The organism is Vreelandella jeotgali Hwa, assembly GCF_000334215.1.
Taxonomy (GTDB): domain Bacteria; phylum Pseudomonadota; class Gammaproteobacteria; order Pseudomonadales; family Halomonadaceae; genus Vreelandella; species Vreelandella jeotgali.
The window spans coordinates 122295-147972 of sequence record NZ_AMQY01000010.1 but is presented as its reverse complement, the minus strand read 5'-3'; the positions used below and the strand labels follow the sequence as shown (position 1 = coordinate 147972).

At 65.4% G+C, this 25678-nt stretch carries 23 protein-coding genes and 1 pseudogene; 15 read left to right on the top strand and 9 right to left on the bottom strand.

The annotated features are described in order from the left end of the window. Nucleotides 1–23: 23 nt before the first annotated feature. The 5 genes from C793_RS0102865 to C793_RS0102845 are packed head-to-tail and all read left to right on the top strand — an operon-like array spanning nucleotide 24 to nucleotide 4732. Nucleotides 24–815, top strand: a complete 792-nt coding sequence (locus tag C793_RS0102865; RefSeq protein WP_017429448.1) for an SDR family NAD(P)-dependent oxidoreductase — start codon at nucleotides 24–26, stop codon at nucleotides 813–815. Next, nucleotides 812–2167 carry an NAD(P)/FAD-dependent oxidoreductase gene (locus C793_RS0102860; RefSeq protein WP_017429447.1) on the top strand — a complete coding sequence of 452 codons (1356 nt, stop codon included), beginning with the start codon at nucleotides 812–814 and terminating at the stop codon, nucleotides 2165–2167. The genes C793_RS0102865 and C793_RS0102860 overlap by 4 nt, the downstream gene beginning before the upstream one ends. Further along, nucleotides 2164–2949 (top strand): DUF1365 domain-containing protein, encoded by a 786-nt coding sequence (locus C793_RS0102855; RefSeq protein WP_017429446.1) that lies wholly within the window; start codon nucleotides 2164–2166, stop codon nucleotides 2947–2949. The genes C793_RS0102860 and C793_RS0102855 overlap by 4 nt, the downstream gene beginning before the upstream one ends. Continuing rightward, complete coding sequence (locus tag C793_RS0102850; RefSeq protein ID WP_017429445.1) at nucleotides 2946–4214, top strand: SAM-dependent methyltransferase; 1269 nt, start codon at nucleotides 2946–2948, stop codon at nucleotides 4212–4214. The genes C793_RS0102855 and C793_RS0102850 overlap by 4 nt, the downstream gene beginning before the upstream one ends. Continuing rightward, a complete protein-coding gene (locus C793_RS0102845) occupies nucleotides 4211–4732 on the top strand; it encodes a DUF2878 domain-containing protein (RefSeq protein ID WP_017429444.1) in 522 nt (173 codons plus the stop codon). The genes C793_RS0102850 and C793_RS0102845 overlap by 4 nt, the downstream gene beginning before the upstream one ends. Nucleotides 4733–4773: 41 nt before the next feature. Here the strand turns inward: C793_RS0102845 and C793_RS13465 are convergent. Further along, nucleotides 4774–6633 (bottom strand): annotated as a pseudogene (locus C793_RS13465) (putative bifunctional diguanylate cyclase/phosphodiesterase). Nucleotides 6634–7110: 477 nt separating this feature from the next. Here C793_RS13465 and fabA point away from each other — a divergent pair. Both fabA and fabB read left to right on the top strand, forming a co-directional pair. Then, complete coding sequence (fabA, locus tag C793_RS0102835) at nucleotides 7111–7626, top strand: 3-hydroxyacyl-[acyl-carrier-protein] dehydratase FabA (RefSeq protein ID WP_017429441.1); 516 nt, start codon at nucleotides 7111–7113, stop codon at nucleotides 7624–7626. Between the two features lie 12 nt (nucleotides 7627–7638). Then, nucleotides 7639–8856, top strand: coding sequence for a beta-ketoacyl-ACP synthase I (gene fabB, locus C793_RS0102830; protein ID WP_017429440.1), 1218 nt, complete (start codon nucleotides 7639–7641; stop codon nucleotides 8854–8856). An 86-nt stretch (nucleotides 8857–8942) separates the two neighbouring features. On the opposite strand, the gene C793_RS0102825 is transcribed toward fabB, so the two are convergent. The 3 genes from C793_RS0102825 to C793_RS0102815 all read right to left on the bottom strand — a co-directional run bounded on the left by C793_RS0102825 (nucleotide 8943) and on the right by C793_RS0102815 (nucleotide 11564). Beyond that, nucleotides 8943–9677 (bottom strand): lysophospholipid acyltransferase family protein, encoded by a 735-nt coding sequence (locus C793_RS0102825; RefSeq protein ID WP_017429439.1) that lies wholly within the window; start codon nucleotides 9675–9677, stop codon nucleotides 8943–8945. Beyond that, a complete protein-coding gene (locus C793_RS0102820; protein ID WP_017429438.1) occupies nucleotides 9674–10570 on the bottom strand; it encodes a sugar nucleotide-binding protein in 897 nt (298 codons plus the stop codon). The genes C793_RS0102825 and C793_RS0102820 overlap by 4 nt, the downstream gene beginning before the upstream one ends. A 166-nt stretch (nucleotides 10571–10736) precedes the next feature. Further along, nucleotides 10737–11564 carry a LysR family transcriptional regulator gene (locus C793_RS0102815; protein ID WP_017429437.1) on the bottom strand — a complete coding sequence of 276 codons (828 nt, stop codon included), beginning with the start codon at nucleotides 11562–11564 and terminating at the stop codon, nucleotides 10737–10739. A 157-nt stretch (nucleotides 11565–11721) separates the two neighbouring features. Here C793_RS0102815 and C793_RS0102810 point away from each other — a divergent pair, with 157 nt between their 5' ends. The 5 genes from C793_RS0102810 (at nucleotide 11722) to C793_RS0102790 (ending at nucleotide 17385) form a co-directional block, all read left to right on the top strand. After that, nucleotides 11722–12192 (top strand): DUF488 domain-containing protein, encoded by a 471-nt coding sequence (locus C793_RS0102810; protein ID WP_017429436.1) that lies wholly within the window; start codon nucleotides 11722–11724, stop codon nucleotides 12190–12192. 100 nt (nucleotides 12193–12292) lie between these two features. Continuing rightward, nucleotides 12293–13909, top strand: coding sequence for a cbb3-type cytochrome c oxidase subunit I (locus C793_RS0102805; protein ID WP_017429435.1), 1617 nt, complete (start codon nucleotides 12293–12295; stop codon nucleotides 13907–13909). Beyond that, entirely contained in the window at nucleotides 13906–14511 is a 606-nt protein-coding gene (locus C793_RS0102800; RefSeq protein WP_017429434.1) for a cbb3-type cytochrome c oxidase subunit II, read from the top strand. Before C793_RS0102805 ends, C793_RS0102800 begins: the two co-directional genes overlap by 4 nt. A gap of 6 nt (nucleotides 14512–14517) precedes the next feature. Beyond that, entirely contained in the window at nucleotides 14518–15168 is a 651-nt protein-coding gene (locus tag C793_RS0102795; RefSeq protein ID WP_017429433.1) for a c-type cytochrome, read from the top strand. Continuing rightward, a complete protein-coding gene (locus C793_RS0102790) occupies nucleotides 15169–17385 on the top strand; it encodes a heavy metal translocating P-type ATPase (RefSeq protein ID WP_017429432.1) in 2217 nt (738 codons plus the stop codon). It begins immediately after the preceding gene. Nucleotides 17386–17478: 93 nt separating this feature from the next. Here the strand turns inward: C793_RS0102790 and C793_RS14600 are convergent, their stop codons facing one another. The 5 genes from C793_RS14600 to C793_RS0102765 form a co-directional block, all read right to left on the bottom strand. Continuing rightward, nucleotides 17479–17607 (bottom strand): putative transporter small subunit, encoded by a 129-nt coding sequence (locus C793_RS14600; RefSeq protein ID WP_017429431.1) that lies wholly within the window; start codon nucleotides 17605–17607, stop codon nucleotides 17479–17481. Nucleotides 17608–17693: 86 nt separating this feature from the next. Continuing rightward, nucleotides 17694–19415 carry a sodium:solute symporter family protein gene (locus tag C793_RS0102780; RefSeq protein ID WP_017429430.1) on the bottom strand — a complete coding sequence of 574 codons (1722 nt, stop codon included), beginning with the start codon at nucleotides 19413–19415 and terminating at the stop codon, nucleotides 17694–17696. A 674-nt stretch (nucleotides 19416–20089) separates the two neighbouring features. Next, a complete protein-coding gene (locus C793_RS0102775) occupies nucleotides 20090–21193 on the bottom strand; it encodes a DUF2955 domain-containing protein (RefSeq protein WP_017429429.1) in 1104 nt (367 codons plus the stop codon). Continuing rightward, entirely contained in the window at nucleotides 21183–22244 is a 1062-nt protein-coding gene (locus tag C793_RS0102770) for an HlyD family secretion protein (RefSeq protein ID WP_017429428.1), read from the bottom strand. The genes C793_RS0102775 and C793_RS0102770 overlap by 11 nt, the downstream gene beginning before the upstream one ends. Nucleotides 22245–22513: 269 nt before the next feature. Next, complete coding sequence (locus C793_RS0102765; protein ID WP_026106073.1) at nucleotides 22514–22855, bottom strand: zinc ribbon domain-containing protein YjdM; 342 nt, start codon at nucleotides 22853–22855, stop codon at nucleotides 22514–22516. A 317-nt stretch (nucleotides 22856–23172) separates the two neighbouring features. On the opposite strand from C793_RS0102765, the gene C793_RS0102760 reads away from it, so the two are divergent. The 3 genes from C793_RS0102760 (at nucleotide 23173) to C793_RS0102745 (ending at nucleotide 25597) form a co-directional block, all read left to right on the top strand. Beyond that, a complete protein-coding gene (locus C793_RS0102760; RefSeq protein ID WP_017429426.1) occupies nucleotides 23173–24072 on the top strand; it encodes an aldo/keto reductase in 900 nt (299 codons plus the stop codon). 209 nt (nucleotides 24073–24281) lie between these two features. Further along, on the top strand, nucleotides 24282–24656 hold the full coding sequence (locus tag C793_RS0102750) for a hypothetical protein (RefSeq protein ID WP_017429424.1): 375 nt from the start codon (nucleotides 24282–24284) through the stop codon (nucleotides 24654–24656). Nucleotides 24657–25087: 431 nt separating this feature from the next. Further along, a complete protein-coding gene (locus C793_RS0102745) occupies nucleotides 25088–25597 on the top strand; it encodes a porin family protein (RefSeq protein ID WP_017429423.1) in 510 nt (169 codons plus the stop codon). Nucleotides 25598–25678: the final 81 nt, after the last annotated feature.

The window sequence follows — 25678 nt, the reverse complement described above, 5'->3', positions numbered from 1 at the left end:
CCGGCCAACCTCAGGGAGCCGCCATGAGCTCAGCGAACAGGCCCCAACGCATCTGGCTCACCGGTGCCACCTCGGGCATCGGCGAAGCGCTGGCCCGGCGGCTGCTGGATGCCGGCCACCGCGTCGTGCTCAGCGCCCGCAGCGAAGACAAGCTCGACGCCCTCTGCCGGGGCCACGACAACGCCATCGCTCTGCCGCTGGACGTCAGCGACCGCGAGGCGGTGCAGGCCGCCGCCGAACGCATCAAAACCGAGCTCGGCGGGCTGGAGCTGGCGCTGTTCAACGCCGGCACCTGCGAATACCTCGACGCCCGGGCGTTCGACATGGCGCTGGTGGAGCGGGTTTTCACCCCCAACCTTTACGGCACGCTGTACGGCGTGGAGGCCGCGCTGCCGCTGCTGCGCGCCGCGCGGGCCGAAGGCCAATCGGCGCGGCTGGCGGTAACGTCCAGCGCTTCGGCCTATATCGCGCTGCCCCGGGCCGAGGCCTACGGCGCCTCCAAGGCAGCGGTGAGCTACTTCATGGAATCGCTGCGGCTGGACCTCGCCCCCGAAGCCATCGGCGTGAGCGTCATCCATCCGGGCTTTGTCAAAACCCCGCTGACCGAACAAAACGACTTCCCCATGCCCATGCAGGTCAGCGCCGACCAGGCGGCGGACGCTATCCTCAAGGGCCTGGCAAAAGGCCGCAAGGATATCCACTTTCCCAAAGGCTTCACCTGGCTGGTCAAGCTGCTGGGTATTCTGCCGCCGGCGCTTCGCTTTGCCCTCGGCCGACGCATGGTGAGAGACACAGCGCGGGAGAACGAGGCATGACCGGCTCCCAGCGCATCGCCGTGATCGGCAGCGGCATCAGCGGTATGGCCGCCGGGTTTTATCTTTCCGCCCGCCACGAGGTCACGCTGTTCGAGGCGGCCCCGCGCCTCGGCGGGCATACCGCCACAGTGGACGTTGACGCCGGCGGCGAGCGCCACGCCGTGGATACCGGCTTTATCGTCTTCAACGACTGGACCTATCCGCACTTCATCCGCCTGCTGGAAACCCTCGGCGTGACCACCCAGCCCACCGAAATGAGCTTTTCGGTGCATGAAACCGCTCGGGACTTCGAGTACAACGGCCACACCCTGGATTCGCTGTTTGCCCAGCGGCGCCACCTGATCTCACCGAGCTTCTACCGGCTGCTGGCGGATATCGTGCGCTTCAACCGCCGAGCCACGCGGGACCTGGACAAGAACCGCCTGGCCGAGGGCCTGACGCTGGGCGACTATCTTGATCAAAACGGCTACGGCGAGGCGTTTCAGCGCCGCTACCTGCTGCCCATGGGCGCGGCCATCTGGTCGGCGAGCCTGAACGATCTGCGCGGCTTTCCGCTGGCGTTTTTCGTGCGTTTTTTCCGCAACCACGGGCTGTTGAACATCGTCAATCGGCCCCAGTGGTACACCGTGGCCGGCGGCTCGCGGGCGTATATTCCCGCGCTGACCGCGCCCTACGCCGAGCGCATCCGCCTCAATACGCCGGTCACCGCCGTCACCCGGGATGCCACCGGCGTCGACGTGGCCACCGCCGGCGGCAGCGAACGCTTTGACCGCGTGGTCTTCGCCTGCCACTCGAACCAGGCGCTCAACATTCTGGGCGACAACGCCACCCCCGCCGAGCGCGAGGTGCTGGGCGCCATGCCCTATCAGGACAACGAGGTGGTGCTGCACACCGACACCCGGCTGCTGCCCCGCCGCCGCCGGGCGCACGCAAGCTGGAACTACCGTCTGGACCGACGGGGCGCCGGCGATGCCGTCTCGGTGACCTACCACATGAACATCCTCCAGCGGCTCGACGCCGACACCACCTTCTGCGTGACGCTCAACGACAGCCACAGCATCGACCCGGCGCAGATTCTGCACCGCTTCACCTACGCCCACCCGCGCTTCACCCTGGTAGGGCAGGCCGCCCAGGCGCGCCACGCCGAGATCTGCGGCGCGGCGGGCAACCACGGCCGCACGCACTTTTGCGGCGCCTACTGGCGCAACGGCTTTCACGAGGACGGCGTCTGGAGCGCGCTGCGGGTGGCGCAAAAGCTCGGCTGCGACGAACCCGCGCCGCCGCCCGAGCCGCCCACGGCGACCCCTGCCCACCATCTACTGCCCGACGCCGGGCCGGGAGATATGGGATGACTCAAACCGGAGTACGCTCGCGCCTGTATCGCGGCACGCTGCGCCACCGGCGCTTTGTGCCCAAAGCGCACGCGTTCAGCTACCGGGTGTGGATGATGTGGCTGGACCTCGACGAGCTGCCCGAGCTTTTTGACCGCGTGCCGGGCTTCAGCGCCCGACGCCCGGCGCCGGCGCGGTTTCGCCGGGAAGACTATCTGGGCCCGGTGGACAGGCCGCTCGGGGAGGCCGTGCGCCAGCGCCTGCACGACAAGCTGGGGTACGCGCCCGAAGGGCGTATCTGCGTGCTCACTCAGCTGCGCGTTGGCGGCGCGGTGTTCAATCCGGTCACGCTGTATTATGCCTTCGACCGCCGCGACCGCCTGGCGGCGATCCTCGGCGAGGTGACCAACATGCCCTGGCGCGAGCGCACCTGTTACGCCGCCGCCGTGGACCCCGTGCGCCACACCCACGCCGCCCACTTTGGCAAGGCCATGCACGTTTCGCCGTTCAACCCCATGGATATGGCCTACCGCTGGCGCTTCAACACGCCGGGCAAGCGCCTGATGATGCACATGGAAAATCACGCCGCCGACGGCGAGAACGGCGCCGACCGCTGCCACTTTGACGCCACCCTCACGCTTGAAGGCGTGCCGGCCACGCGTAAAGCGCTGGTCAACACGCTTATCCGCCGGCCCGGCATGAGCCTGAAAACCCTGGCGGGCATCCACCTTCAGGCGCTCAAGCTGTGGCGCAAGGGCGTACCCATTCACGACCACCCTGCCAACCGGGAGACGCCACGATGACCCGAGCCAAATCGTTACCTGCCGCTTCCGGAGCCGCTACCTACAACCGCCTGACACGCTGGCTGCGGCCGCGCCTGCTGGAACAGCTGGAAGGTTTTGTCGGCGGCACCATTACTCTGGTGGAAGGCGACGACCGCCGGCGCCTGGGCCAGGGCGGCCCGCTTGAGGCAACCGTGATCATCCGTCATCCCCGCGCCTGGCAGCGCATGGCGCTGGGCGGCACCGTCGGCGCCGGCGAAGCCTACATGGACGGCGACTGGGAAACCGACGACCTGGTCGCGCTGGTGCGGCTCTTTGCCGTCAACCTGGAAGCGGTCAACACGAAGATGGAAAACGGCAGCGCCCGGCTGATGCGCTGGCTGCTGGCCGCGGCCTATCGCCTGCAGCGCAACAGCGCCGGCGGCTCGCGGCGCAATATCGCCGCGCATTACGATATCGGCAACGACCTCTTCGCCACCTTTCTCGACCGCGAACACTGGATGTATTCCAGCGCTGTCTTTCCGCGACCGGAGGCCAGCCTGGAAGAGGCGTCTACCTACAAGCTCGAACTGATGCTCGACCGGCTGGGCGTGGGCCCGGAGCATCACCTGCTGGAAATCGGCACCGGCTGGGGCGGGCTGGCGATCCACGCGGCCAAAACCCGGGGCTGCCGGGTAACGACCACCACAATTTCCGACGAGCAATATAACCACACCGCCAAACGTATCGAGGAAGAGGGCCTGGGCGAGCGCATCACCCTGCTCAAGGAAGACTACCGAGCGCTGACCGGCACCTACGATCGGGTGATCTCGGTGGAAATGATCGAAGCCGTGGGCCACCAGTATCTCGATACCTACCTGGCGCGCATCGACCGCCTGCTCAACCCCGACGGCCACGCCATGCTGCAGGCGATTACCATCCGCGACCAGCGCTTCGAGGCGGCCAAGCGCGAGATGGACTTCATCAAGCGGTATATTTTCCCCGGCGGCTTTCTGCCCTCGCACCAGGCCATTGTCAAAAGCCTGGCGCGTAAAACGTCGCTCAACGTGCTGGCGCTGGACGAAATCGGCCCGCATTATGCGCGCACGCTGCGCGAATGGCGCCACCGCTTCGAGGCCAGCCTGGAGCAGGTGCGCCGGCTGGGCTACGACGAGCGTTTCACCCGTATGTGGCGCTATTACCTGTGCTACTGCGAAGGCGGTTTTCTCGAGCGCTCCATCGGCACCTGCCAGCTGCTGCTGGCCAAGCCGGGGGCGCGCCCGACGCCGATCACCGGAGCGCCATGACCCGGGGCCCGATGCTTTCGCGGCGACAGCGCCGGCAGGTATTCAACGCCCTGGCGTTTGAGGCCGGCTGGCTGGCCTGCGTCATCGGCGGCAACGGGTGGGGTCTGGCGGTGGTCGCGGTGGTTATCGGCCACCATCTTTGGCGGCTCGCCGAGCCGGGGGAGTGGCGGCTGCTGGCGGGCTTCGCCGCGCTGGGGCTGATAATGGACGGGGGGCTGGTGCTGGTCGGCGGCATGCGTTTTGCCGACTCGGGCTCTGGCTGGCTGCCGTTGCCCCTCTGGCTGTGGCTGCTGTGGCCGCTGTTCGCCACCCTGGTGCGCCATGCGCTCGACTGGCTGTGGCGTACGCCCTGGCTGGCCGTGCTCGGCGGCGCGACCGGCGGGCCGCTTTCCTATTACGGCGGTAGCGTGCTCGCCGATGTCCGCCTGGCGCCCTGGCTGCTCCCCGCCGAAGCGCTGATCTGGGCGCTGCTCTGCGCCGCACTGGCGAGCCGGTATCATCAACAGAGGGCGAAGTAGACAAAATCCCGGGCCGAACCCATGCCCGGGGCGAGCAGGTACTAGACAGCCTGCTGCATCAGCGCGCTTTCCACCTCCTGCTGCGACTCGGCGAGCCAGCGCGCTTCGAGGTCGGGCACCGGAATCGGCCGGGCGAAATAAAAGCCCTGGACCGACTCGCAGCCGGCGTCGATCAAAAACTGCCGCTGCGCCTGGGTTTCCACCCCCTCGGCTATCACGGACAGATTCATACCGTCCGCCATGGCCAGCACGGCGCGAACAATGGCGGCATCGGCGACGCTGTTGGGCAGCTCGCGGATAAAGGCGCGGTCCAGCTTGACCTCGTCCACCGGCAGGCGCTTGAGATAGCCCAGCGACGAATAGCCGGTGCCGAAATCATCGATGGCCAGCGGGCAGCCCATGTCGCGCAGCGTTTCCAGGCGGGGCACGATATCGCCGGCGCGCTCATCCAGCAGCACCGACTCGGTCAACTCCAGGCCGATCTGCCAGGGCTTCAGCCGGTAACGCTTGAGACAGCCGGCGAGCTGGCTTTCGAGATCGCCCTGAAACAGCTGCAGGGCGGAAATATTCACCCAGACGGTGGTATCGGGCATGGCCGTATTCTGCCAGTGCGCCTGCTGGGCGCAGGCGTTTTCCACCACCTAGGCGCCCAGCTCTGCCATCAGCCCGTGACGCTCGGCCAGGGGAATAAAATCCCCGGGGGAAATCATGCCGTCGCGCGGGTGACGCCAGCGTATCAGCGCCTCCATGCCGGTGAGCGCGCCGGTTGAGGGGTTGTGCTGGGTCTGGTAGTGCAGCTCCAGCTGGTCGCCGGCGGCCAGCGCCGAGCGTAGATCGCTGACCATCGCCAGCCGGGGGTTGTCCTGCTGATCCAGCGCCGGGCGGAAGCGCAGCGTACAGTTGCTGCCCTGACGCTTGGCGCTGTAGAGCGCCGACTCCAGACGCTGAAACATCACTCCCGCTTCGCGCCCGTCTTCCGGCGCGCGGCAGCTGCCGATGGTCAGCCCCAGCCGCAGGGTCTGCTCGGCGATCTCGAACGGACGCCCCATGTGTTCGCGCAGCCCGGACAGCCAGTTGTCGTGGTCGTCAAAGGTGGTTGTGCGGACCACCAGAAACTCGTCGCCGCCCATGCGGCCGACAACGCCGCCGGCGACATGCCCGGCGAGGCGCTGGGCAAAACGCGACAGCAGGCGGTCGCCCTGCTCCACGCCAAGGCTGTCGTTGACGCTTTTCAGCCCGTCGATATCGATCAGCGCCATGTCCAGACTTTCTCCGGCGCGCAGATGGCGCAGCCTCGACGCCATCAGCTCGTGCAGACGGCGACGATTGGGCAGCCCGGTCAGCGGGTCTTCAAAGCCAATGCGGCGCAGGTCGTTCTCCCGCGCCTTGCGGACGGAAATATCGGTATACAGGCCGATAAAGTGGCTGATGCGGCCGCGCTTGTCGGTCACCGCGCGAATCTTGACCCATTCGGGATACTCGTCGCCGTGCTTGCGACGGCTCCACATCTCGCCTTCCCAGCTCCCGGTGCTGCGCAGCGTCTGCCAGAGGTTGCGGTGAAAGGCCTTGTCGTGGCGCGCGGCGGACAGCGTTTCCAGCTTGCGCCCGAGGATTTCCTGCTGGGTGTAGCCGGTGACCTGGGTAAACGCCGGATTGACCGCGAGGACGTGGTCCCGGGAATCGCTGATGACCACGGCGTCGCCGGCCAGGCTGAGCGCATCCTGGGCCAGCCGCGAACGCTGGCGCTGCTTGAGCACCTGACGCCAGGTGTCCGCCATGCCCAGCGCTACCGCGGTGGCCGCGGCCATGCGCAGGGCCGGATCCGGAATCCAGATACAGGCCGGCAGCGCGATCAGCGCGACCCAGACGAGCGGTCGATTGAAGGAAAGATCAGGCCACATGACAAATCGGCAATCCCTGAAGAAAAAAGATAGCGCTACTGGAAGACGGAAGCTGAAACAGCCAGCCGGCAAAGCATGGATACCGCCGCACCGGCGGTATCGGAGCCGGGCCGTTGATGCGTTCACGCCCCTTGACAGCCACACATGGTAAACCCCATGTCCTGACACCACGACCCAACCAAAGCCGGAAATCCCGAACGCCTCGGCCGGCGCCGTGACGCCGGGCATGGCAGCGCCGCCGTGTGGCGCTGGCTGAGAGGGCCGCCGCATGGCGCTGAGAAGGTATATCGGCGGGTACAGCCAAAACTGTAGGCGCCGCCAGGCATCGTCTGCCGATCCGGCACCCGCAAGCGGGCGTGCATTCAAGCACTTCGGGAAGTAGACTAGGGCAAGCCTTGCGGCTCGCGTCCCGCACCCCGCCCCGGCACGGGTGCCGGATGCGGCCTGCGTCATTATTTCACGACCCGGAACGATTCAGTGACCAAGCAAACCTCTTTTGACCGCGATGATCTGCTGGCCTGCTCGCGCGGCGAGCTCTTTGGCCCGGGTAACGCCCAGCTGCCGGCCCCCAACATGCTGATGCTCGACCGTATTACGCACATCAGCGAATCCGGCGGCGAGCACGACAAGGGCGAGCTGATTGCCGAGCTGGATATCAGCCCCGACCTGTGGTTCTTTGACTGCCATTTCCCCGGCGACCCGGTAATGCCCGGCTGCCTGGGGCTGGATGCCATGTGGCAGCTGGTGGGGTTCTATCTCGGCTGGCTTGGCCACCCGGGTCGCGGCCGCGCGCTGGGCTGCGGCGAAGTCAAGTTTTCCGGCCAGATTCTGCCCGAAGCCGGGACAGTCACCTACCGCATCAACATCAAGCGCATCATTACACGGCGTCTGATTCTGGGGATGGCCGACGGTACGGTTGCCGTTGACGGGCGCGACATTTACCAGGCCAATGACTTGCGCGTTGGCCTGTTCACCTCTACCGCGAACTTTTAACAGGAGGCTCCCATGCGACGAGTGGTAGTCACCGGCCTGGGTATCGTGTCGTGCCTGGGCAACGACCAGCAACAGGTGTTGGACGCGCTGAAAAACGGCCGCAGCGGCATACGCTTCAAGCAGGACTATGCCGACCTGGGCTTTCGCAGCCACGTCGCCGGCAGCATCGACATCGACCTGGAAGCGCTGATCGACCGCAAACTGCGGCGCTTCATGGGGGAGGCCGCGGCCTACGCCTACGTCTCCATGGCGCAGGCGATCGAGGATGCGGGCCTTGCCCCGGAGCATGTCTCCAGCGAGCGCACCGGGCTGATTGCCGGCTCCGGCGGCGCCTCCAGCGCCAACCAGGTCGAAGCCGCCGACGTCCTGCGCGCCAAGGGCCTGCGCCGCGTGGGGCCGTACCGTGTGACCCGCACCATGGGCAGCACGGTTTCCGCCTGCCTGGCCACGCCCTTTGCCATCAAGGGCGTGAACTATTCGATTTCGTCGGCCTGCGCGACGTCGGCGCACTGCATCGGCAACGCCATGGAACAGATCCAGCTGGGCAAGCAGGACGTGGTTTTCGCCGGCGGCGGTGAGGAAGAACACTGGACGCTGTCCTGCCTGTTCGACGCCATGGGCGCGCTGTCGACCCACTTCAACGATGCGCCGGATCAGGCTTCCCGCCCCTACGACAAGTCGCGCGACGGCTTTGTAATTGCCGGCGGCGGCGGCATGCTGGTGCTCGAAGAGCTGGAGCATGCCCGGGCACGCGGAGCGAAAATCTACGGCGAGCTGGTGGGATACGGCGCCACCTCCGACGGTCACGACATGGTCGCGCCGTCCGGTGAAGGCGCCACCCGCTGCATGCGCCAGGCGCTGGCCACGGTCGACGGCGACGTTGACTACATCAACACCCACGGCACCTCGACGCCGGTGGGCGACGTCGCCGAGCTGCAGGCGGTTCGCACGGTGTTTGGCGATACCACGCCGGCGATGAGCTCCACCAAGTCGCTGACCGGCCATTCGCTGGGCGCCACCGGCGTACAGGAAGCGATCTACTCCCTGCTAATGATGCAGCATGAGTTTGTCGCCGCATCGGCCAACGTCGAAGACCTGGATGACCAGGCCGACGGGTTTGATATCGTCACAAAGCGTCGGGACAACGCCCGGCTGGAGCGCGTGCTGACCAACAGCTTCGGCTTTGGTGGCACCAACGCCTGTCTGGTGTTCGAGCGGCTGCCCGAGTAAGGCGTTAGTCCTGCTCCGCTTATCAAAACGGCGCCCCGCAGGGCGCCGTTTTTGTGTGTGGCGTTGGTATTGTTTGCCAACCGGGATCAGGCGGTTTCCGGCCTGGGCACGTCGGAAATGTCGCGGAGCTGGCCTTCCACCCAGGCTTCCACTTCGGCGATGACCGCATCCGGCGTTTTGCCCGCCGTCTCGATGGGTTCGCCGATACGCACCCGCAGCACGCCCGGGCGCTTGACCCAGTGCCGCCCGGGCCAGCGCTCGCCGGCGTTGTGCGCCACCGGCAATACAGGCACGCCGGCGCGGCAGGCAATAATGCTGCCGCTTTTGTTGTAGCGCCGGCGCACCCCGGGATCGACCCGGGTTCCTTCCGGAAAAATCAGCACCGAGAGGCCGCTGTTGAGGCGTTCGACGCCCTGGGACATGACCTGCTTCAACGCCCTGGACGGACGCGAGCGGTCCAGGCTGATCGGGTGCAGCAAGCGCAGCCCCCAGCCAAAAATCGGGATGTTGAGCAGCTCGCGCTTTAGCACCGTGCAGACCGGCGGCATCATCACCTGCAAAAACACGGTTTCCCACTCGCACTGGTGATTGGACTGAATCACGCAGGCACCGGCGGGCAGGTGCTCGCGCCCCTGGATGTCGTAACGTACGCCGCAGGCCAGCCGGAACCAGCGGATCAGAAAGTGGTTATATAAGTTGAGCAGCCGGTAGCGCCCGGCCAGCGGCAGAAACGGCGCCACCGGCAACAGCAAAAGGCCGCTGACCAGCATCGCGGTGAAGTAGCCGACATAGAAGACGCTGCTGCGCAGCACGTTGATCACGGCGTATCTCCTTCCGGCGGCTCTGCGCGGTCGCCATACCGCGTCAAACACCAGGCATCCAGCATGCGTTCGACCTCCAGCCGCCAGGGTTTCTGGTGCACGCCGAACACGTCCAGCACCCGGCGGCAGTTGAGTACCCGGTGCAGCTTGGCGTCGTGGTGGTGGCTCAGCGCCTCGACCCGGCCCGGCGCCAGGGTCTCGCCGCGACCTTCCAGGTAGGTGACCAGCAGCGTGCGCACCATGGAGGTGAAGCCAAAGGCGCTGACCGGCTCGGTTCCGGCCAGGTGATAGGCGCCCCAGGCGTTGGCTCCACAGCCCAGCTGCTGCAACATGCCGATCAGCGCCAGCGCCACGGCATCGGCCGAGGTCGGACAGAAGATGACGTCTTCGGCGGCACGTACGTTCTCGCCGGCAATCAGGCGGTCGATAATCCCGTTGAGCCAGGCGTGGCTGCCTTCCAGCGCAAACAGCGGCCCCAGCCGCACAATCAGATGGCGGTGGTATTCCGCGCGAATGCGGTCGCCGGTCTGCACCAGCCGGCGCAGGCAAGTGTCTCGGGGCGCCGGCACCAGGTGCTCGTCGATGGGCTCGTTGAAGCCGTCCTCGTAGAGCTCGTCGGAGACGCACCAGACTAGCGCGACGTCCTGCGACAGGCAGGCTTCGAGGCAGGTTTCCACCGCCTCGGCGTGGGCCTCGACCGCCGCCGGCGCCAGGCTCAACGGATGCGACAGCGGCGGCACGACCACCGCGTCCGGGGCCACCTCGGCCAGCCGCTCCGACGTTACTTCGGTGGCCGACTCCACCACCAGTCGGGTATCGGAGCGCCGGCCCGCCTCGCGCACCAGGGCCAGGCTCAGGCAGTGCCCGGCATCGAGTATCAACAGCTTTACCACACGCCTCTCCGTTGCTGGTCGTTATTCCGTTGGCGGTTGTCAGGGGCAGGCTTCATTGCGCTGGCCCGCGCGAGACCTCGGGGAAGGTCACTTTACCGGATCCCCGCCGGCGGCAAAAGCAATCGTCAGGCCACAGCAAAGGGCGCGCCCGGCGGGGCCACGTCGCTCAGGTTTGATGGTGCAGGAGCGTCAGCGCCTCCTCAAGGTGCGAGGAAAGCCGCCCCCGGGGATGCACCAGATAAACCGGGTAGGCAAATTCGGGCATATCGGGGACGCGCTGCAGCCGGCCGCTGTCCAGATAGTCCTGCACCGCGCTCAGGCGGAAATAGCCGCTGCCGGCGTTGGCCAGCAGGTATTCCAGCGCCAGCGGCCCCAGGTTGAGCATCATCACCGGGCTGGCCAGATGCGGAAGGACCGCATCGTGCTCGCGGCGAAACACCTCGCCCCAATCCACATAGATGTAGGGAGCCGAGGCGCCGGCATCGGGGGTTTGCACCATGATCAGCTTTTCTTCCTGCACCAGAGTTACCTGCATCCCCGGCCAATAGTCGGCCTGGTGCACCAGCACCGCATCCAGCCCGCCGCGCGCCAGCCGCTGCTGAAGTTCACGGCGCTCGCCGATCTGAATACGCACCGCCAGCCGTGGATAGGTTTCGCGCAGTTCGCGCATCCAGCGCGACAGCAGCGGATGCCAGAGGCTGGCTTCGCCGCCAATCGCCACAATCCGGTCAATGCCCCGGGGCATCGGCAGCTCGCGCTGGAGCGTCTCCCAGGTCTGCACCAGCTGGGCGGCGTGGTCGGCAAAGCGCTCGCCGTCGCCGGTCATGGTGATACCGCCGCGATCGCGCTTCAGCAGCCGACAGCCCAGGTGCTCCTCGAGCGCCTGCATCCTCGCGGTCACCGTGGTTTGAGTCACGTGCAGGGATTCTGCCGCCGTGCTGAAACTTCCCTGACGCAAAATCTCCAAAAAGGTTCTGGCAAGCTTGATTTCCATGGCCGCTCCGCTGGCTGATGAGAACCTGGTCCCGAATCTCGCCGGTTTGTATCAATATAAATGATATAACGCCGCGCTACTTTTCATTATACGACGTTCTTTCTTACGACTATGGTGAATGGCATCCAGAGCACCGGCACCGCACGGGAGGTTGGCCATGCCGACGGCTTCTATTCCGCGTCCGCAGCGTATTCGTTGCAAGCGTGCCTACGAGGCGCCTGCCGACGATGACGGCTATCGCGTGCTGGTCGACCGTATCTGGCCGCGCGGCGTCAGCAGGGACTCGCTGGCGCTCGACGACTGGCAGAAGGCGCTGGCGCCGTCCACCGAGCTGCGGCGCTGGTTCGGCCACGAGCCGCAGCGCTGGGCCGGATTCTACCAAAAGTACTACCGCGAACTGGAACACAGCGAAGCGGCAACGGCCGCCCTGGATGACATGCTCAGCGCCTGTGACGGCCGCACGCTAACGCTCGTCTTTGCGGCCAGGGACACCGCGCACAACAACGCCGTTGCACTCAAATACTACATTCAAATACTGCGCTCAAATACTGGGTTCAAATACTGGGTTCAAATACTGAGTTCAAATACTGAGTTCAAATACTACGTGCAGCGAAACGCCCCTGAATGAGCTGCTCGCCCCCTTCAACCGACTCGCCACGGAGCCTTGCATACTCCGATGACTGACGTTGCTTACTCCCTGACTCCGCAACCGCCGCAGGACCTATAATATGACTCCGACCATTGCCATCTTGCTGATAGTTACCTTCCTGGTTTCCGTGGTGGGTTTGCTGGCGCTGATCTGGTCGATTGCGACAAACCAGTTCGGTCACGGCAAACAGGCCGCCGAGACCATCTTTCCTCCCGGCGAAGTCGGCCACGGCGAGGACCCCGCGCGGGATATCGCCGATACCCTGGACGGCAACCTGCCGCCCGACTCCGAGGCCGTCAAGGCGCGCCAGCGCGCCGACTTTTCATCGCGCGGGCCGGTCATGGCCTGGCTGTGTTCGGCGGTCTTCTGGCTGGTGCTGGGGTCGTTTTATGGCCTGCTCTCCTCGACCAAGATGCACATGCCGGAGTTTCTCGCCGATACCCAGTGGCTGACCTTTGGCCGCGTGCGCCCCATGCACCTCAACGCCGTGGCCTACGGCTGGTCCTCGATGGCGGGCATCGGCGTGGCGCTGTTTCTGCTCCCGCGGCTGTTTCGCACGGCCCTGGTGGGCGCTCGCTTCGCCATCACCGGCAGCGTGATCTGGAACATTGGCCTGGTGCTGGGCCTGCTGGCCATCAACCTCGGGCTTTCCGACGGCGAGGAATGGCTGGAATTTCCCTGGCAGGTCGACATCCTCTTTGTGGTGGGCGGCGCGCTCTGCGCGATTCCGCTGGTAATGACCGCAGCGCGGCGCAAGGTCAACCATCTTTACGTTACCAGCTGGTACCTCATGGCCGCGCTGGTGTGGTTCCCCTTCCTGTTCCTGATTGCCAACCTGCCGTATGTGTTTCCCGGCGCCGCCGGCGCCACGGTCAACTGGTGGTTTGCGCACAACGTCCTGGGGCTATGGGTCACGCCCATCGGCATCGGTATCGCCTACTATCTGATTCCCAAGATTCTCGGGCGGCCGATCATTTCCTACCAGCTGTCGCTGCTGGGCTTCTGGTCGCTGGCGCTGTTTTACAGCCAGGTCGGCATTCACCACATCGTCGGCGGGCCGGTGCCAACCTGGCTGGTCACGCTGTCGATTGTGCATAGCGTGATGATGTCGATCCCCGTCATCACCGTGGCGATCAACCACCACGGCACCATGTGGGGCAGCTTCGGCCGGCTGAAGGATTCGCCCACCCTGCGCTTTGTGTGGATCGGCGCGCTGATGTATACGGTCTCCTCGCTGCAGGGCTCGATGGAGGCGCTGCGCAGCGTGAACGTGATTACTCACTTCACCCACTACACCGTGGCCCACGCCCACCTGGGCATGTACGCCTTTCTGAGCTTTATCCTCTTCGGCGCGGTGTACTTCATCATGCCCCGGCTGCTGGACTGGGAATGGCCCTGGCGCCGGATGATCAGCGTGCACTTCTGGCTGGTGTCGGCGGGCATCTCGATTTACGTGATTTCGCTGACCATCGGCGGCTGGAAGGAAGGCCTGTCGCTGCTGGACGGCGACACGCCGTTCATGGATGTGGTGCGCATGACGCTGCCCTACCTTGAAGCGCGCACCCTGGGCGGCGGCCTGATGACGCTTGGCCACCTGGTCTTTGCCGTGCACTTCATCGCCATGCTGCGCCGTCACGGCGAGCGCCGTTACCGGCCTACGCTGTTCCGTTCCACCGGCGAGGAGACCTCACAATGAAACGTGCTCTTGCGATAATGGTCGGCGCCGCCTTCATCCTTCTGCTGGCCATGATGACGCTGGTGGTGCTGCCGTATATTCAGATGTCCACCGAGCAGGTGCCGCCGGACCTGGAACCCTATACCGACCAGGAGCAGCGCGGCCGCGACCTCTACGTTGCCAACGGCTGCGTTTACTGCCACAGCCAGCAGCCGCGCGACCCGAGCTTCGCGCCCGGCGACAAGGATCGCGGCTGGGGCCGCCCGGCGGTGCCGGGCGACTACGCCAACGACCAGCCGCACCTGCTGGGCACCATGCGTACCGGGCCGGACCTGTTCAACATCGGCGCGCGCCAGCCCAGCGACGACTGGCACCTGCTGCACCTGTACAACCCGCGCGCGGTTGTCGAGGACAGCATCATGCCGCCTTACCGCTTTCTGTTCCGCGAGGTCACCTCGGCGGATGACGACGATCGGGTAGTCAATATCCCCGACCCTTACGGCCCGGACACCGGGCAGGTCGTGGCGACCGATGATGCCCTGGCGCTGGTGGCCTACCTCAAGTCGCTGGACCATACCTATCCGGCGCCGACCCTGCCGCAACCCGAAGCTGCCGAGGAGTAAGGTGCCATGACGCGTCACGACAACAGCCATCGTCAGCAGCCGGCACAGCCGCCGCACGATACCCCGGAAGGCACAGCGGAACAGCCGCACCGTCAGGGCCCCCAGTACCGCGAGCACGGCGAGCCCGAGGAAGGCCACCGCCCGGTTCCCAAAGCCGTGGTGGCCTGGATCGCCATCCTGCTGGTCTGGGGCGTGGGCTACTACGCCTGGCAGATCGGCAAGCCCATGCTCGGCGGCGACAGCCGCTCGGTGCCCGAAGCCCCCGCCGCGGGAGAGGACATCGACGGCGGCGCCATCTTCAGCGCCCAGTGCTCGGCCTGCCACCAGTCCAGCGGCCAGGGCGTCCCCGGCAGTTTTCCGCCTCTGGCCGGCAGCGCCTGGCTTCAGGGCGACCCGGATATTCCCGTGTCCATCGTCCACGACGGCCTCCAGGGCAAAATCGAAGTCGAGGGCGACAGCTATAACGGCGTCATGCCGGCCTTCGGTGGGCAGCTTAGCAACGCCGAAATCGCCGCCGTGCTCAGCCACGTACGTCAGGAGTGGGGCAACGACGCCGACCCGATCAAGGCCGAGCGCGTCGACGCCCACGAAGACGAATACGGCGAACGCGATGCCTGGTCACCGGACGAGCTGCGCGATAACTTCGAGGCGCCGTAAATGGCCGACGCCGCCAGCGACCCGAAGACCGAGGGCGACGCTCTGAGCGAGGAGGTGCTGGTCGTCGAGGGTCTCCACTGCGGTAGCTGCGCCGCCGCGGTGGAGGCGCTGCTGAAGCGCCAGCCCGGCGTTATGCAGGCGGCGGTCAACTTCGCCGCCGACAGCGCCATGATCCGCCTCGACCCGGCCACAACCGACGTGCCACGGCTACAGCGCGCGGTGGCCGGGCTGGGATATCGCCTGCTCGCTCCGGGCGAAGAAGGCAATAGCGCCGACGGCGACGATCGCTTGCGCCGCCGGCTGCTGATCCGCCTGGCCGTGGCGGTGGTCTTCGGCATCTGGTGCATGATGCCGGCCTATCTGGTCTATCTTGCCCCGCTGGGCATCGTCGAAGCGCGCTTTACCTGGCCGCTGGCGCTGGCCAGCGGCCTTTTTGCGCTGCCGGTGCTGATGTATTCGGGCGCTCACTTTTACCGTGTGGGGCTGCGCACGCTGCGCGTCGGCGCTCCGGGACTGGATGCGCTGATTACCCTGGCCGTCTTCGCGGCGACCGCGGTCTCCGTCTGGCAGCTGGCGTCCGGCCACAGCGACGTCTACTTCGACGCCGCCGTGATGCTCATCACCTTCCAGCTGATCGCGCGGTTCATCGACGGCCGCGTGCGCCGCCGTGCCGCCGACGTGGTACGCGGCTACCTGCACCAGGCGCCGGAAACCGCTGCTCTTGTCCTCGAAGACGGCCGGATAGAACAGCGCCCGGCCGCCGACATCCAGGCCGGCCAGCGAATCCGGCTGACCGGCGGCGAGCCGCTGGCGCTGGACGCCACCGTGCGTGACGGCCAGGGCGAGATCGACCAGTCGCTACTCACCGGGGAACACGAGCCGACCGGCATCGGCCCCGGCGATTCGCTGCTTGCCGGCTGCGAGCTGCTGCAGGGCGAGCTGATACTCGACGTCACCGCCGCCGTGGGCCAGCGGCGCATCGACGCCCTGGCGCGCTCGGTACGCGGGCTGCTGAGCCGCAAGACCGCGCTACAGCGGCTGACCGACGCCGCTGCCCGGGTATTGCTGCCGATCATTGCCGGGGCGGCGGTGCTCGCCGCCGCGCTGACGCTGGCGCTGGGCGCTGGCGTGGAGCAGGCGGCGACCCGGGGGCTGGCGGTGCTGATTATCGCCTGCCCCTGCGCGCTGAGCCTGGCGATTCCGCTGGTGGTGGTCATCGGCCATGCGCGCATGGTGGCCGCCGGGGTGATTTTTCGTGATCCTGCGGCGCTGGAAACCGCCGCCGACACCCGCGGGGTGGTGTTCGACAAGACCGGCACCCTGACCACCGACACGCCCGACGTGGCCGATGTGCATCCCGCCCAGGATCACGACGCCGACGCGCTGCTGCAGCTGGCCAGCGATACGCTGGCCGGCACGCAGCATCCGCTGGCCCGGGGGCTCACCGCCAGCCGTCCGCCGTCCACCCGCGCGACCGCCGGTGAGCGGCATATCGAGGCGGGCATGGGCACCTGCTGGCTTATCGACGAGCACACCGTCCTCGCCGGCCGGGCCGCCTGGCTGCGCCGGCAGGACATCGAGGTGCCCGACGACGATGCCTCGCGCATGGCCCTGCACCTGGCCGTGAACGGTGACTATCGCGGCGCCATCCGGTTTGACGAAGCGCTGCACCCGGACGCCGCCGACACCGTCAACACCCTCCACCGGCGCGGCCATGCGGTCTACCTGCTCAGCGGTGACAACCGCGCCTCCTGCCTGCGCCAGGCACGGCGGCTGGGCATTGCTGACGACTACGTGGTCGCCGGCGTCACCCCCGAAGCCAAGCAGCGCTTTATCGAGGCGCTGGAAAAACGCTGCGCCGTGGCCTTTATCGGCGATGGCCTCAACGACGGCCTGGCGCTGGCCGGCGCGCGGCTGGGCATTGCCGTGGGCAACGCCACGCCCACCGCTCGGTCAGCGGCAGCGGTGTATCTGCCCGATGGCGTCAGCCGTGTGCCCGCCACCCTGGCACTGGCCCGCCGCTCCCGACGGCTGATGCGCCAGAACCTCGGCTGGGCGCTGGGCTACAACGCCCTGGCGCTGCCGCTGGCCATCGCGGGGTTTGTGCATCCGGTCATCGCGGCTGTCGCCATGACGCTAAGCAGCCTCTGCGTGCTGCTCAACAGCCTGCGCATCAAGTGGCGTCAAGCCCCTTCCTCTTCGGCCTCATCGCCATAAAAAAGCCCGACCTGCCGCTGTTATCAGCAGGCAGGCCGGGCCCTTTTCCTCTGCCGCCGCTATACGCGGGGCAGATACGCACGCACGGGTGCGCTACACCATTTCGCGGTGTTCCTTTTTCGCCTGACGGCGGTCACGAATGACGGCGCGACAGATCAGAATCAACACGCCGAGCGTTACCGCCGGCCAGATCAGTACGTAAAAACCCAATAGTGCGGTCATGGTGACCTCTCTCTGATGGAAGATGTCAGCCGTTGAACATCACAACAGCCGGACGTGCAACAGCCGAACGTTGCCACGGCAAAGCATTACGACTGGGCAGCGGGCTGGCCGGCGATGCCGGGCTGCGGCGCGTCGTCGGCCGTATCGGTCGCCGAGCCTGCCTCTTCGTCGGAGTGGTCGCTGTAGTCGCCCACCCGCTCGCGGATGACATCAAAGTCAAACGGCGCTTCGCGGCTGGCAAGGCTCATGACCACGCATACCAGGGTGCTGGTGCCGTAGGCGGTCAACGACGCCAGCAGGACGGTGTATTCGCGCAAAAAGCCGGTGGCAAAGATCAGCATCGCGATCAGCGCCAGCACGCCGGCCACGGCGCCCGCCATGCGGCCGAGAAAGCCAAACACCATCAGGCCGATGATGATGCCGCCGCCGATGCTGGCGAGCACTTCAAACATCAGGCCGAATCCACCCGCCAGCGGCAGCATCTCAAAGCGCGCCAGGCAGAACAGGATCATGGCGATAACCACCGAGGTGGTGAATGCCTTGTTGGTGACCTTGCTCCAGAAGCAGCTGGCGATCACCGGGAAAACGATGGCGCCCCAGAGCGCGCCGACAAACACCAGCATCACCAGGATATCCAGCGAGAAACTGGCAAAGATAATCGCCGCCACGGTGGCAAGAATCATGGTGATGCGACCCACCAGCAGCATTTTGTGGGTGTCCGGGTTCCCCCTGGCGATATTCTTGCCGTAAACGTCGGCCATCATGATCGCCGACAGCGCCGAGAGGTCGGAATCCGCGGTGGACGACAGCGAGCCGATCACCAGAATAAAGAACAGCGCGATAAAGATCGGCGGCAGGTAGCCCGAGACCATCTGCGGAATCAGGTTGTTCATGTCGCCGTTCAGCGGCTCGATACCCAGCGTCAGCGCCATCAGGCCGATCATGCCCAGGCCGATGACGATGGCGCCGTAGCCTACGGTCGCGGTCAGAAAGGTCGGCTTGATGTGGTCTTCGTTGACCGCAAACAGGCGCTGGGAAATCGTCTGGTTACCAATGGCGTAGGCCAGCACGGCGACGAAGAACGGCGCGCCCTGCTCGAGGATGGCCTCGCTGGAAAAGAAGTTGGCCTGTTCGGCGGTAAGGTTATCCAGCCCGGCCACCAGCTCGGTGGGGCCGCCCATGGAGAAGAACACCGCGGGAATGATCACCACGGCGATCGCCATCAGCGCGACCAGCTGGGCAAAGTCGGTCATCACCGAGGCGCGGAAGCCCGACCACAGGGTGTACAGCAGCACGCCCACGCCGGCAATAATCACCCCGGCCTGGAACGACATCGGCGACAGCACCGAGACCAGCGCGCCGGCGGCAGTAAAGTTGACCATCAGGCTGATCAGGCTGCCCATGACGTTGGAAATCGCCAGAATCAGCTGGCTGGAGCTGCCGTGGCGGGCATGAATCAGCTCCCCCAGGGTGGCGGCGTTGGGCGCCAGCTTGCGGAAGCGCTTGCCGAACGGGTAAATAAACAGAATCATCAACGCGCCCCAGAGCCCGTAGTGGATGGGGCCGGAAACGCCGTACTGATAGCCCGAGGTCGCTGCGGCGTAAAACGAGGCCGCCCATATCCAGGTGGCGGTCATGCTGGCCGCACCGATGCCAAAACCGATGCGGTGGTTGGACACCATGAAAGCGTCGGCGTCATTTTTCTTCTTGCTCAGGCCCAGCGTCAAAAGATAGGTGCCGCCATAAAACGCCAGCAGCAATGCAATCACGGTCCAGATCGAGAACTGATATAACGATTCGCTATTCAAGGGCAAACCCCTCTGTTGGTTAAACACACGTACCCGGCGATACAACGCGCGTGCAGACACAGCGTTGGTGCGGGCACAGCGGATGGGTAGAAAAGGAAAGCGTCCGTCGGCGTGCGTGATGCTGTTACCGGTCAGGCGCGCAAAGAGGCAGGGCGCAATACCGGTTTACCGGGGAGGAGGTATAACAGCAATCAGAAACGCACGGCACACAAATGGCGGCCGGTCAGGCGCTACCCCGAAAATGCCAGGGGCGGCGGACGGCGCGGCATACAGCGGCCTGCGTCAGCATAGTGGAATGGCATGGCTGCCTTCTCCCATTGATGACGTTAGCCGACATGGACTGGAAGCGGCGCGGGCGTGTCCGGGCGTTAGCGGACAGGCCATAACGGCGCTTTTGGAAAGGCCTCGGCGGTGGCGTTGCGAATGCCGAGTGCGGCGCTACCGTACAGCGCGAAAAAGGTAAAGTCCAACCTGTGATCAACGGGGGAGTGCTATAGCATTCAACCTCAACCACCGGGGTTGAGCCGGCAACAGGTCGGCGAGGGGGCGCTATAAATCCCTCCCTGGACGCTACCTACGCCATCCCTGGCGTAGGACCCCCTCTTTGACCTGTCCCCGGCTCTCCGGATACAGCCAGCGACGATCAGCCCTGATCGCCGGGTCCGGTGGCGGACTCAGGCTCGGGTCGGCTCCCAGGCATTGAGCAGGTGGTCGAGCAGCGCCATGACCGCCACCGTCAGCGCCATGGCCACGCACATGGAAGAAAAACGATACAGCGCGCTATACACCAGATCCTGGTGGGGCGACAGATACTGGCCGAAGAGAATACCCAGCGTGGACAGCCCGCCGAAGCCCACGCCGGACCCCGCCCGTTCAAGAACGTGCATACGCGCAAACATCATCAGCCCCAGCCAGTACACCAGCGTCACCAGCACAAAATGCTGGCTCTGGGTATACAGCAGCAGCTGGGCAAATACTGCCAGATTACAGCCCAGCAGCGTGCCGATGGCGCGCTTGCCCGCCGACTTGCGCGCCCCGGGATAGCCCAGCGCAAAGAGGATCAGCACCGTGGACATCTGCGCCGAGAGCGAGTCGCGCAGGTCCAGCACCTGAAATACGCTGAACGACAGCGTCACGGTGATTGCCCCGATCAGGGTTTCGTGGCGAATACGCGACCGCGATTTCTCGACCCTCGGCGGCGGCTGACGCGGTGCCACGTCGGGAAACACCGCGTGCATCAGCCCGGCGATGGCAACCGCCAGCAGGCTGGCGACCACGTTGCTGGTAAACAGATCGGAAAGATCGACCTCGGGGTAGCTGGCGAAGTGCAGCAGAATACTCAGCGTCAGCACGCCGTTGGCGCCAAAGAGGAAGAAGGGCCCGCGTGCCATCAGGCGGAAGCGGGTATAAAACAGCGCGAACGCGAGGCACAGCATCACCGGCGGCATGTGCTGGGTCATCCCCACGACCAGGCTGACCTCGACGCAGTTGACCAGCGCATTGCCCAGAAACTGGCGCACGATATGGCCGTTCAGTACCGGCAGAATACCCAGCAGGAACATCGGGAAGACGGTAAAAAACACCCCGTAATTCCAGTTCATCAGCTGGCTGACCACAAAGCCCAGCGCCGCCCCGCAGGCGACCCGCAGGCACTGACGCAGATCGTTGGCGTCGAGCGGCGCGGCCGAGCCCTCGTTCCCGGCAGGCCGCGCAGGGCGAAGGCGCGCTGGTAGCGCTCTAATAGACAGCGCCCTGATAGACAACGCCCTAATAAACATGGTGCAGCAGGCTCAGCAGCGCCACCTGGGTTCTCGCCAGCCAGTGGGCGAGCGAACTCTCCGACGGCGATAGCTGCACCGTGGCGCGGGCACCGGTGGGCGGCAGCGTTGGCGGCGCCTCGTCCAGGCGCAGATGGATACGCAGGCGCTGGGCATCGCGCACCCAGCGGTCGGTGGTGGGAATCGACGTCAGGTTGCCGTCGGGTAGCAGCTGGCCGTCGCGCACCCCGGCATCAATCGAGGTCACCCGAGCCGGGTACTCCTCGCCGGGGCGGGCGTCAAAGGCCACCCAGGCACGGTCACCCTCTCCCGCCTGGCGCAGGCTTTTTTCGCGGAAATCGGCGACGATATCCAGCTGATCGCCGACGTTGGCCATCACCGGCGAACCGGCGCTGACGCTGTCGCCGACATTCAGCTGCAGGTTGCTGATATAGCCGCTTTGCTCGGCGTTGACCGCGGTACGGCGCAGATCCAGCTCGGCCGCTGCCAGGGCGTTGCGCGCCTGACGCCGCATCAGGTTGGCGTCACCCTCCTGCCCGCGCTGCACCTTCAACGCATGGACCCTGGCCTCGGCCGCCTTGACCGCGGCCTGGCCGGCCTCGGCATCGGCGGTGACCGACTCGAAACGCTGACGCGATACGCTGTCGCGCTCCAGCAGCGACTGCACGCGCCGGCGCTCCTGATCCAGCTCGTGAGTCAGCGCCTGCTGCCTGGCCAGGCTCGCCCGGGCCTCGGCCAGCGAGGCCTCCAGCTGAGCGTTATCGCGGCGCGCCTTTTCCAGCGCCAGCCGCGCCTTTTCCACCGCCAGCTCGAACGGCTCGGGATCAATCCGGAACAGCACATCATCGCGCTGTACGCGGGCATTGTTCTGCACCGGCACCTCGACGACCTGGCCGCTCACCTGGGGCGCCACCCGCACCACATCGCGCAGCGCGCGCGCCTGGGGCGTCGCCGGCATGTAATGATCGGCCACGACAAAGTACACAAAAATGACGACGAACAGCACAATCGCCGCGCGTACCCAGCGGGCAAAACGCTGCTCCGGGGTCATGGCATTTTCTCCGAACGTTTCTTCAACCGGGCCTGAGTGCCATCAACCGCAGGGGGTGAACGGCAGGGAATGAACAACAGCAGGTGGCAAATCAATGACAGGGGACAAACAACGATGGCGACTCGGGGCGACGGCGATCCGGGTCGATCGCCGCCGGGCAGCAGGCACAAGTTGCCCTATACCGGCCCGAGCCACTTGCGAAAGCCGGTAAAGCTAACATGATTTAGCAGGCTAATGGAATAACCGCGCGACCGGCGGCTTTCTACTCGTCAGGCTTTTTTGACAAAGTCCGACTTCAGCTTCATCGGGCCGATGCCGTCGATCTTGCAGTCGATATTGTGGTCGCCTTCGACCAGGCGAATGTTCTTGACCTTGGTGCCCACCTTGACCACCGAAGACGCCCCCTTGATCTTCAGGTCCTTGACCACGGTGACGTTATCGCCGTCCTGAAGCATATTGCCGTTGGCATCGCTGATCAGCGGCGCATCGCTTTCTTCTTCCACTGCGCCGTTGACGACCCACTCGTGGGCGCACTCGGGGCAGATCAACATTTCCTGGTCCTGGTAGGTGTACTCCGACCCGCACTGCGGGCAAGGGGGGAACGAGCTCATGGCGGCTTCCTCGACGGTGGATGAATACGGTGAATGAACATGGTGGATAAATAACGCGGCCGGCAGCGCGGCAAGGCCAGTCTAGCAAAAACCGTTGCCCGGCGTGGCGAACGCCCGACAGGCTGCCGCCTTGCACCACCGGCGGTTGGTATGGAAAGCTTTTCCATTAATGGCAGCGCCTGGCCGCTGCACGATGGATGACAGGCCAATACAGGATCACGGGAAAGTCCTGCTCGGAGAACTCAGCCGGAAAAGCCATGCCCGGAGAACTCAGCAGGAAAATCCCAGCCGGAAAAACCCCACAAAAGGAGAGCCGCATGTCGTCACTACCCCATGTCCGCCTGGGCGCGACCGCCCACGAATCCGCCGTCGACCTGCCCGCCATTGGCCAGGGCACCTGGTTCATGGGCGAAAACCTCGCCCCGCGCCAGCAGGAGGTGCAGGCGCTGCAGCACGGCCTGGATCAGGGCCTGACACTGATCGACACCGCCGAAATGTACGGCAACGGCGGCGCCGAAGAAGTCGTGGGCGACGCCCTGGCCGGCCGCCGCGACGAGGCCTTTCTGGTGTCCAAGGCGTTTCCCTGGAACGCCGGGCGCGACAGCGCCATTGCCGCCTGCGAAGCCAGCCTCAAGCGGCTCGGCACCGACTATCTCGACCTCTATCTGCTGCACTGGCCGGGCGGTATTCCGCTGGACGAGACGCTGGAAGCCTTCGACCGCCTGCGCGCCGACGGCAAGATCCGCCGCTTTGGCGTGTCCAATTTCGACACCGACGAGCTCAACACGCTCTACCACCTCAAGGGCGGCGGCGACTGCGCGGTGAACCAGGTGCTTTATCACCTGGGCTCGCGGGGTATCGAGCACTCGCTGCTGCCATGGATGCGCGAGCGCCGGATGCCGGCGATGGGCTACTGCCCGCTGGCCCAGGACGGCGGCCTGCGGCGCCAGCTGCTCGACCACCCCGAGGTGGAACGCATCGCCGCCGACCTCAACATCACGCCCCAGCAGCTGCTGCTGGCCTGGGCCATCCGCCCGCAGGACGTCGACGCCAACGCCATGCAGCGCGACCTGGTCGCCATTCCGAAGGCGGCACAGGCGGCGCACGTCGAGCAAAACGCCGCCGCGCTCGAGGTCACGCTCAATGACGACATCTGCCAACGGCTCGACGCGGCCTTCCCGCCGCCCGCGCGCAAGGAGCCGCTGGATATCGTTTAGCCTGCCCGTTACGGCTTACCATCATCAGCTTCAGCAGCACGGTTTGAGCCGTCAACGGGTCGACGGCTCTTCAAACACTTTTAACTGCAATAACCCAGCGGCGATACTTCAGCTGCCATAACCCCGACGGTTTTATCAGCGCTTGCCGGAGCGCGTGCATCGCGTAGAATCGGCGGGTCATCCTCCAGTTTGTGTCCGCCGAAATGTCCATGCAAAACGACCGCGATCTCCTTTCGCTTTACGATGTGGTGTATGTCATCGTTCCCCGTCTCCACCGTGCACAAAAGCTGGTGAACCAGACGGTGGAAAGCCTGATCGACAACGCCCCGTCCGCTGATGCGCTGGCCACTCGGCTGGAACAACGCCGCCAGTTCACCCTGGAAGTCCAGAGTATTCACGCCAACCTCGAACACCTGCTGGAACGCTACCGCAAGGACGTGCAGACCCTCCTGCAAAGCGGCGGCCACCAGGGAGACAGCCGCATCGCCCCGGACGAAATGGAAACCGAGGCCCTCGAAGGCGCTCGGGAAATCTACCGCAAGGTCGTCGCCTTTCAGACCGGTCGCCGGGACGTTCCCTTCTAGGGTCCGCCCTGCCCCGGCCGCTACGTCTCCGACTGCACAGCGCGGCTGCCCCACCGCCCGATCATCGCCGCCTCGCCACCTGCCCGGGCAACGAGGCTCCGGCGCCCCTCCTGATGCGGTACTTGTCGTGCGGTACCTTCTTGCCGTACCTGTCCTGCCGTACCTGTCCTGCCGTACCTGTCCTGCCGTACCTGTACATACAGTGCTCGTCATGCAGCACTTGTCATAAGTTTGCACTTTGTCGGCTTGCCGCTCTCGGCCGCCAGGCGTAACGTGAACAGTGTTATAGAACAGCGTTCGCAAATAGCAGCCAGGGGCCGGCGCCTGCCGAGCAACGCTCGACCCGCCTGACTGGCCGAACGGTTTGACTCAAAAAGAAGTGCTTTATAAAGGAGCACTTCATAAATGAGTACTACATGAAGGAGTACCCCATGAAACAGCTAACACTGGCGACCCTGACCGCCGCCGTTTTTGCCGCCGGCGTAGCCACCACCGCCCAGGCCCAGCAGCCCGCACAGCCGATGCAGGCCACACCCTACATCGGCGCCGATGCCATGCTCTGGGAAGTTGACCCGGATTACGGCAGCAGCCGCGACAGCGTTGGCCTGCGTCTCAACGGCGGCATGCAGTTCAACCAATACTTCGCCGTTGAAGCTCAGGCCGGCACCGGCGGTTCCGACGGCTATGCCGAGCTGGACTACCTGGTCGGCGCCTACGCCAAGGGTATTCTGCCGATCAACAACGATATCCGCCTGTACGGCCTGGCCGGCGCCACCAAGGTCGACTTTGACTACAGCAGCGAGTCGGACTTTTCCTACGGCGCCGGCGCCGAAATTGACGTGGCACCGCGCGTCGCCCTTGGCGCCGACTATATGCGCTATCTGGACGAGTCCAGCTACACCTTCGACGCAGCCAGCGTGGGCGTGAAATACCGCTTCTAACGCCACGGCGACATCGCCAACGGGAATGGGGCGGCCACCCGTCTCAGCGCCCTGTCTGCAACGCCTCGCTTGCCTCAAGCG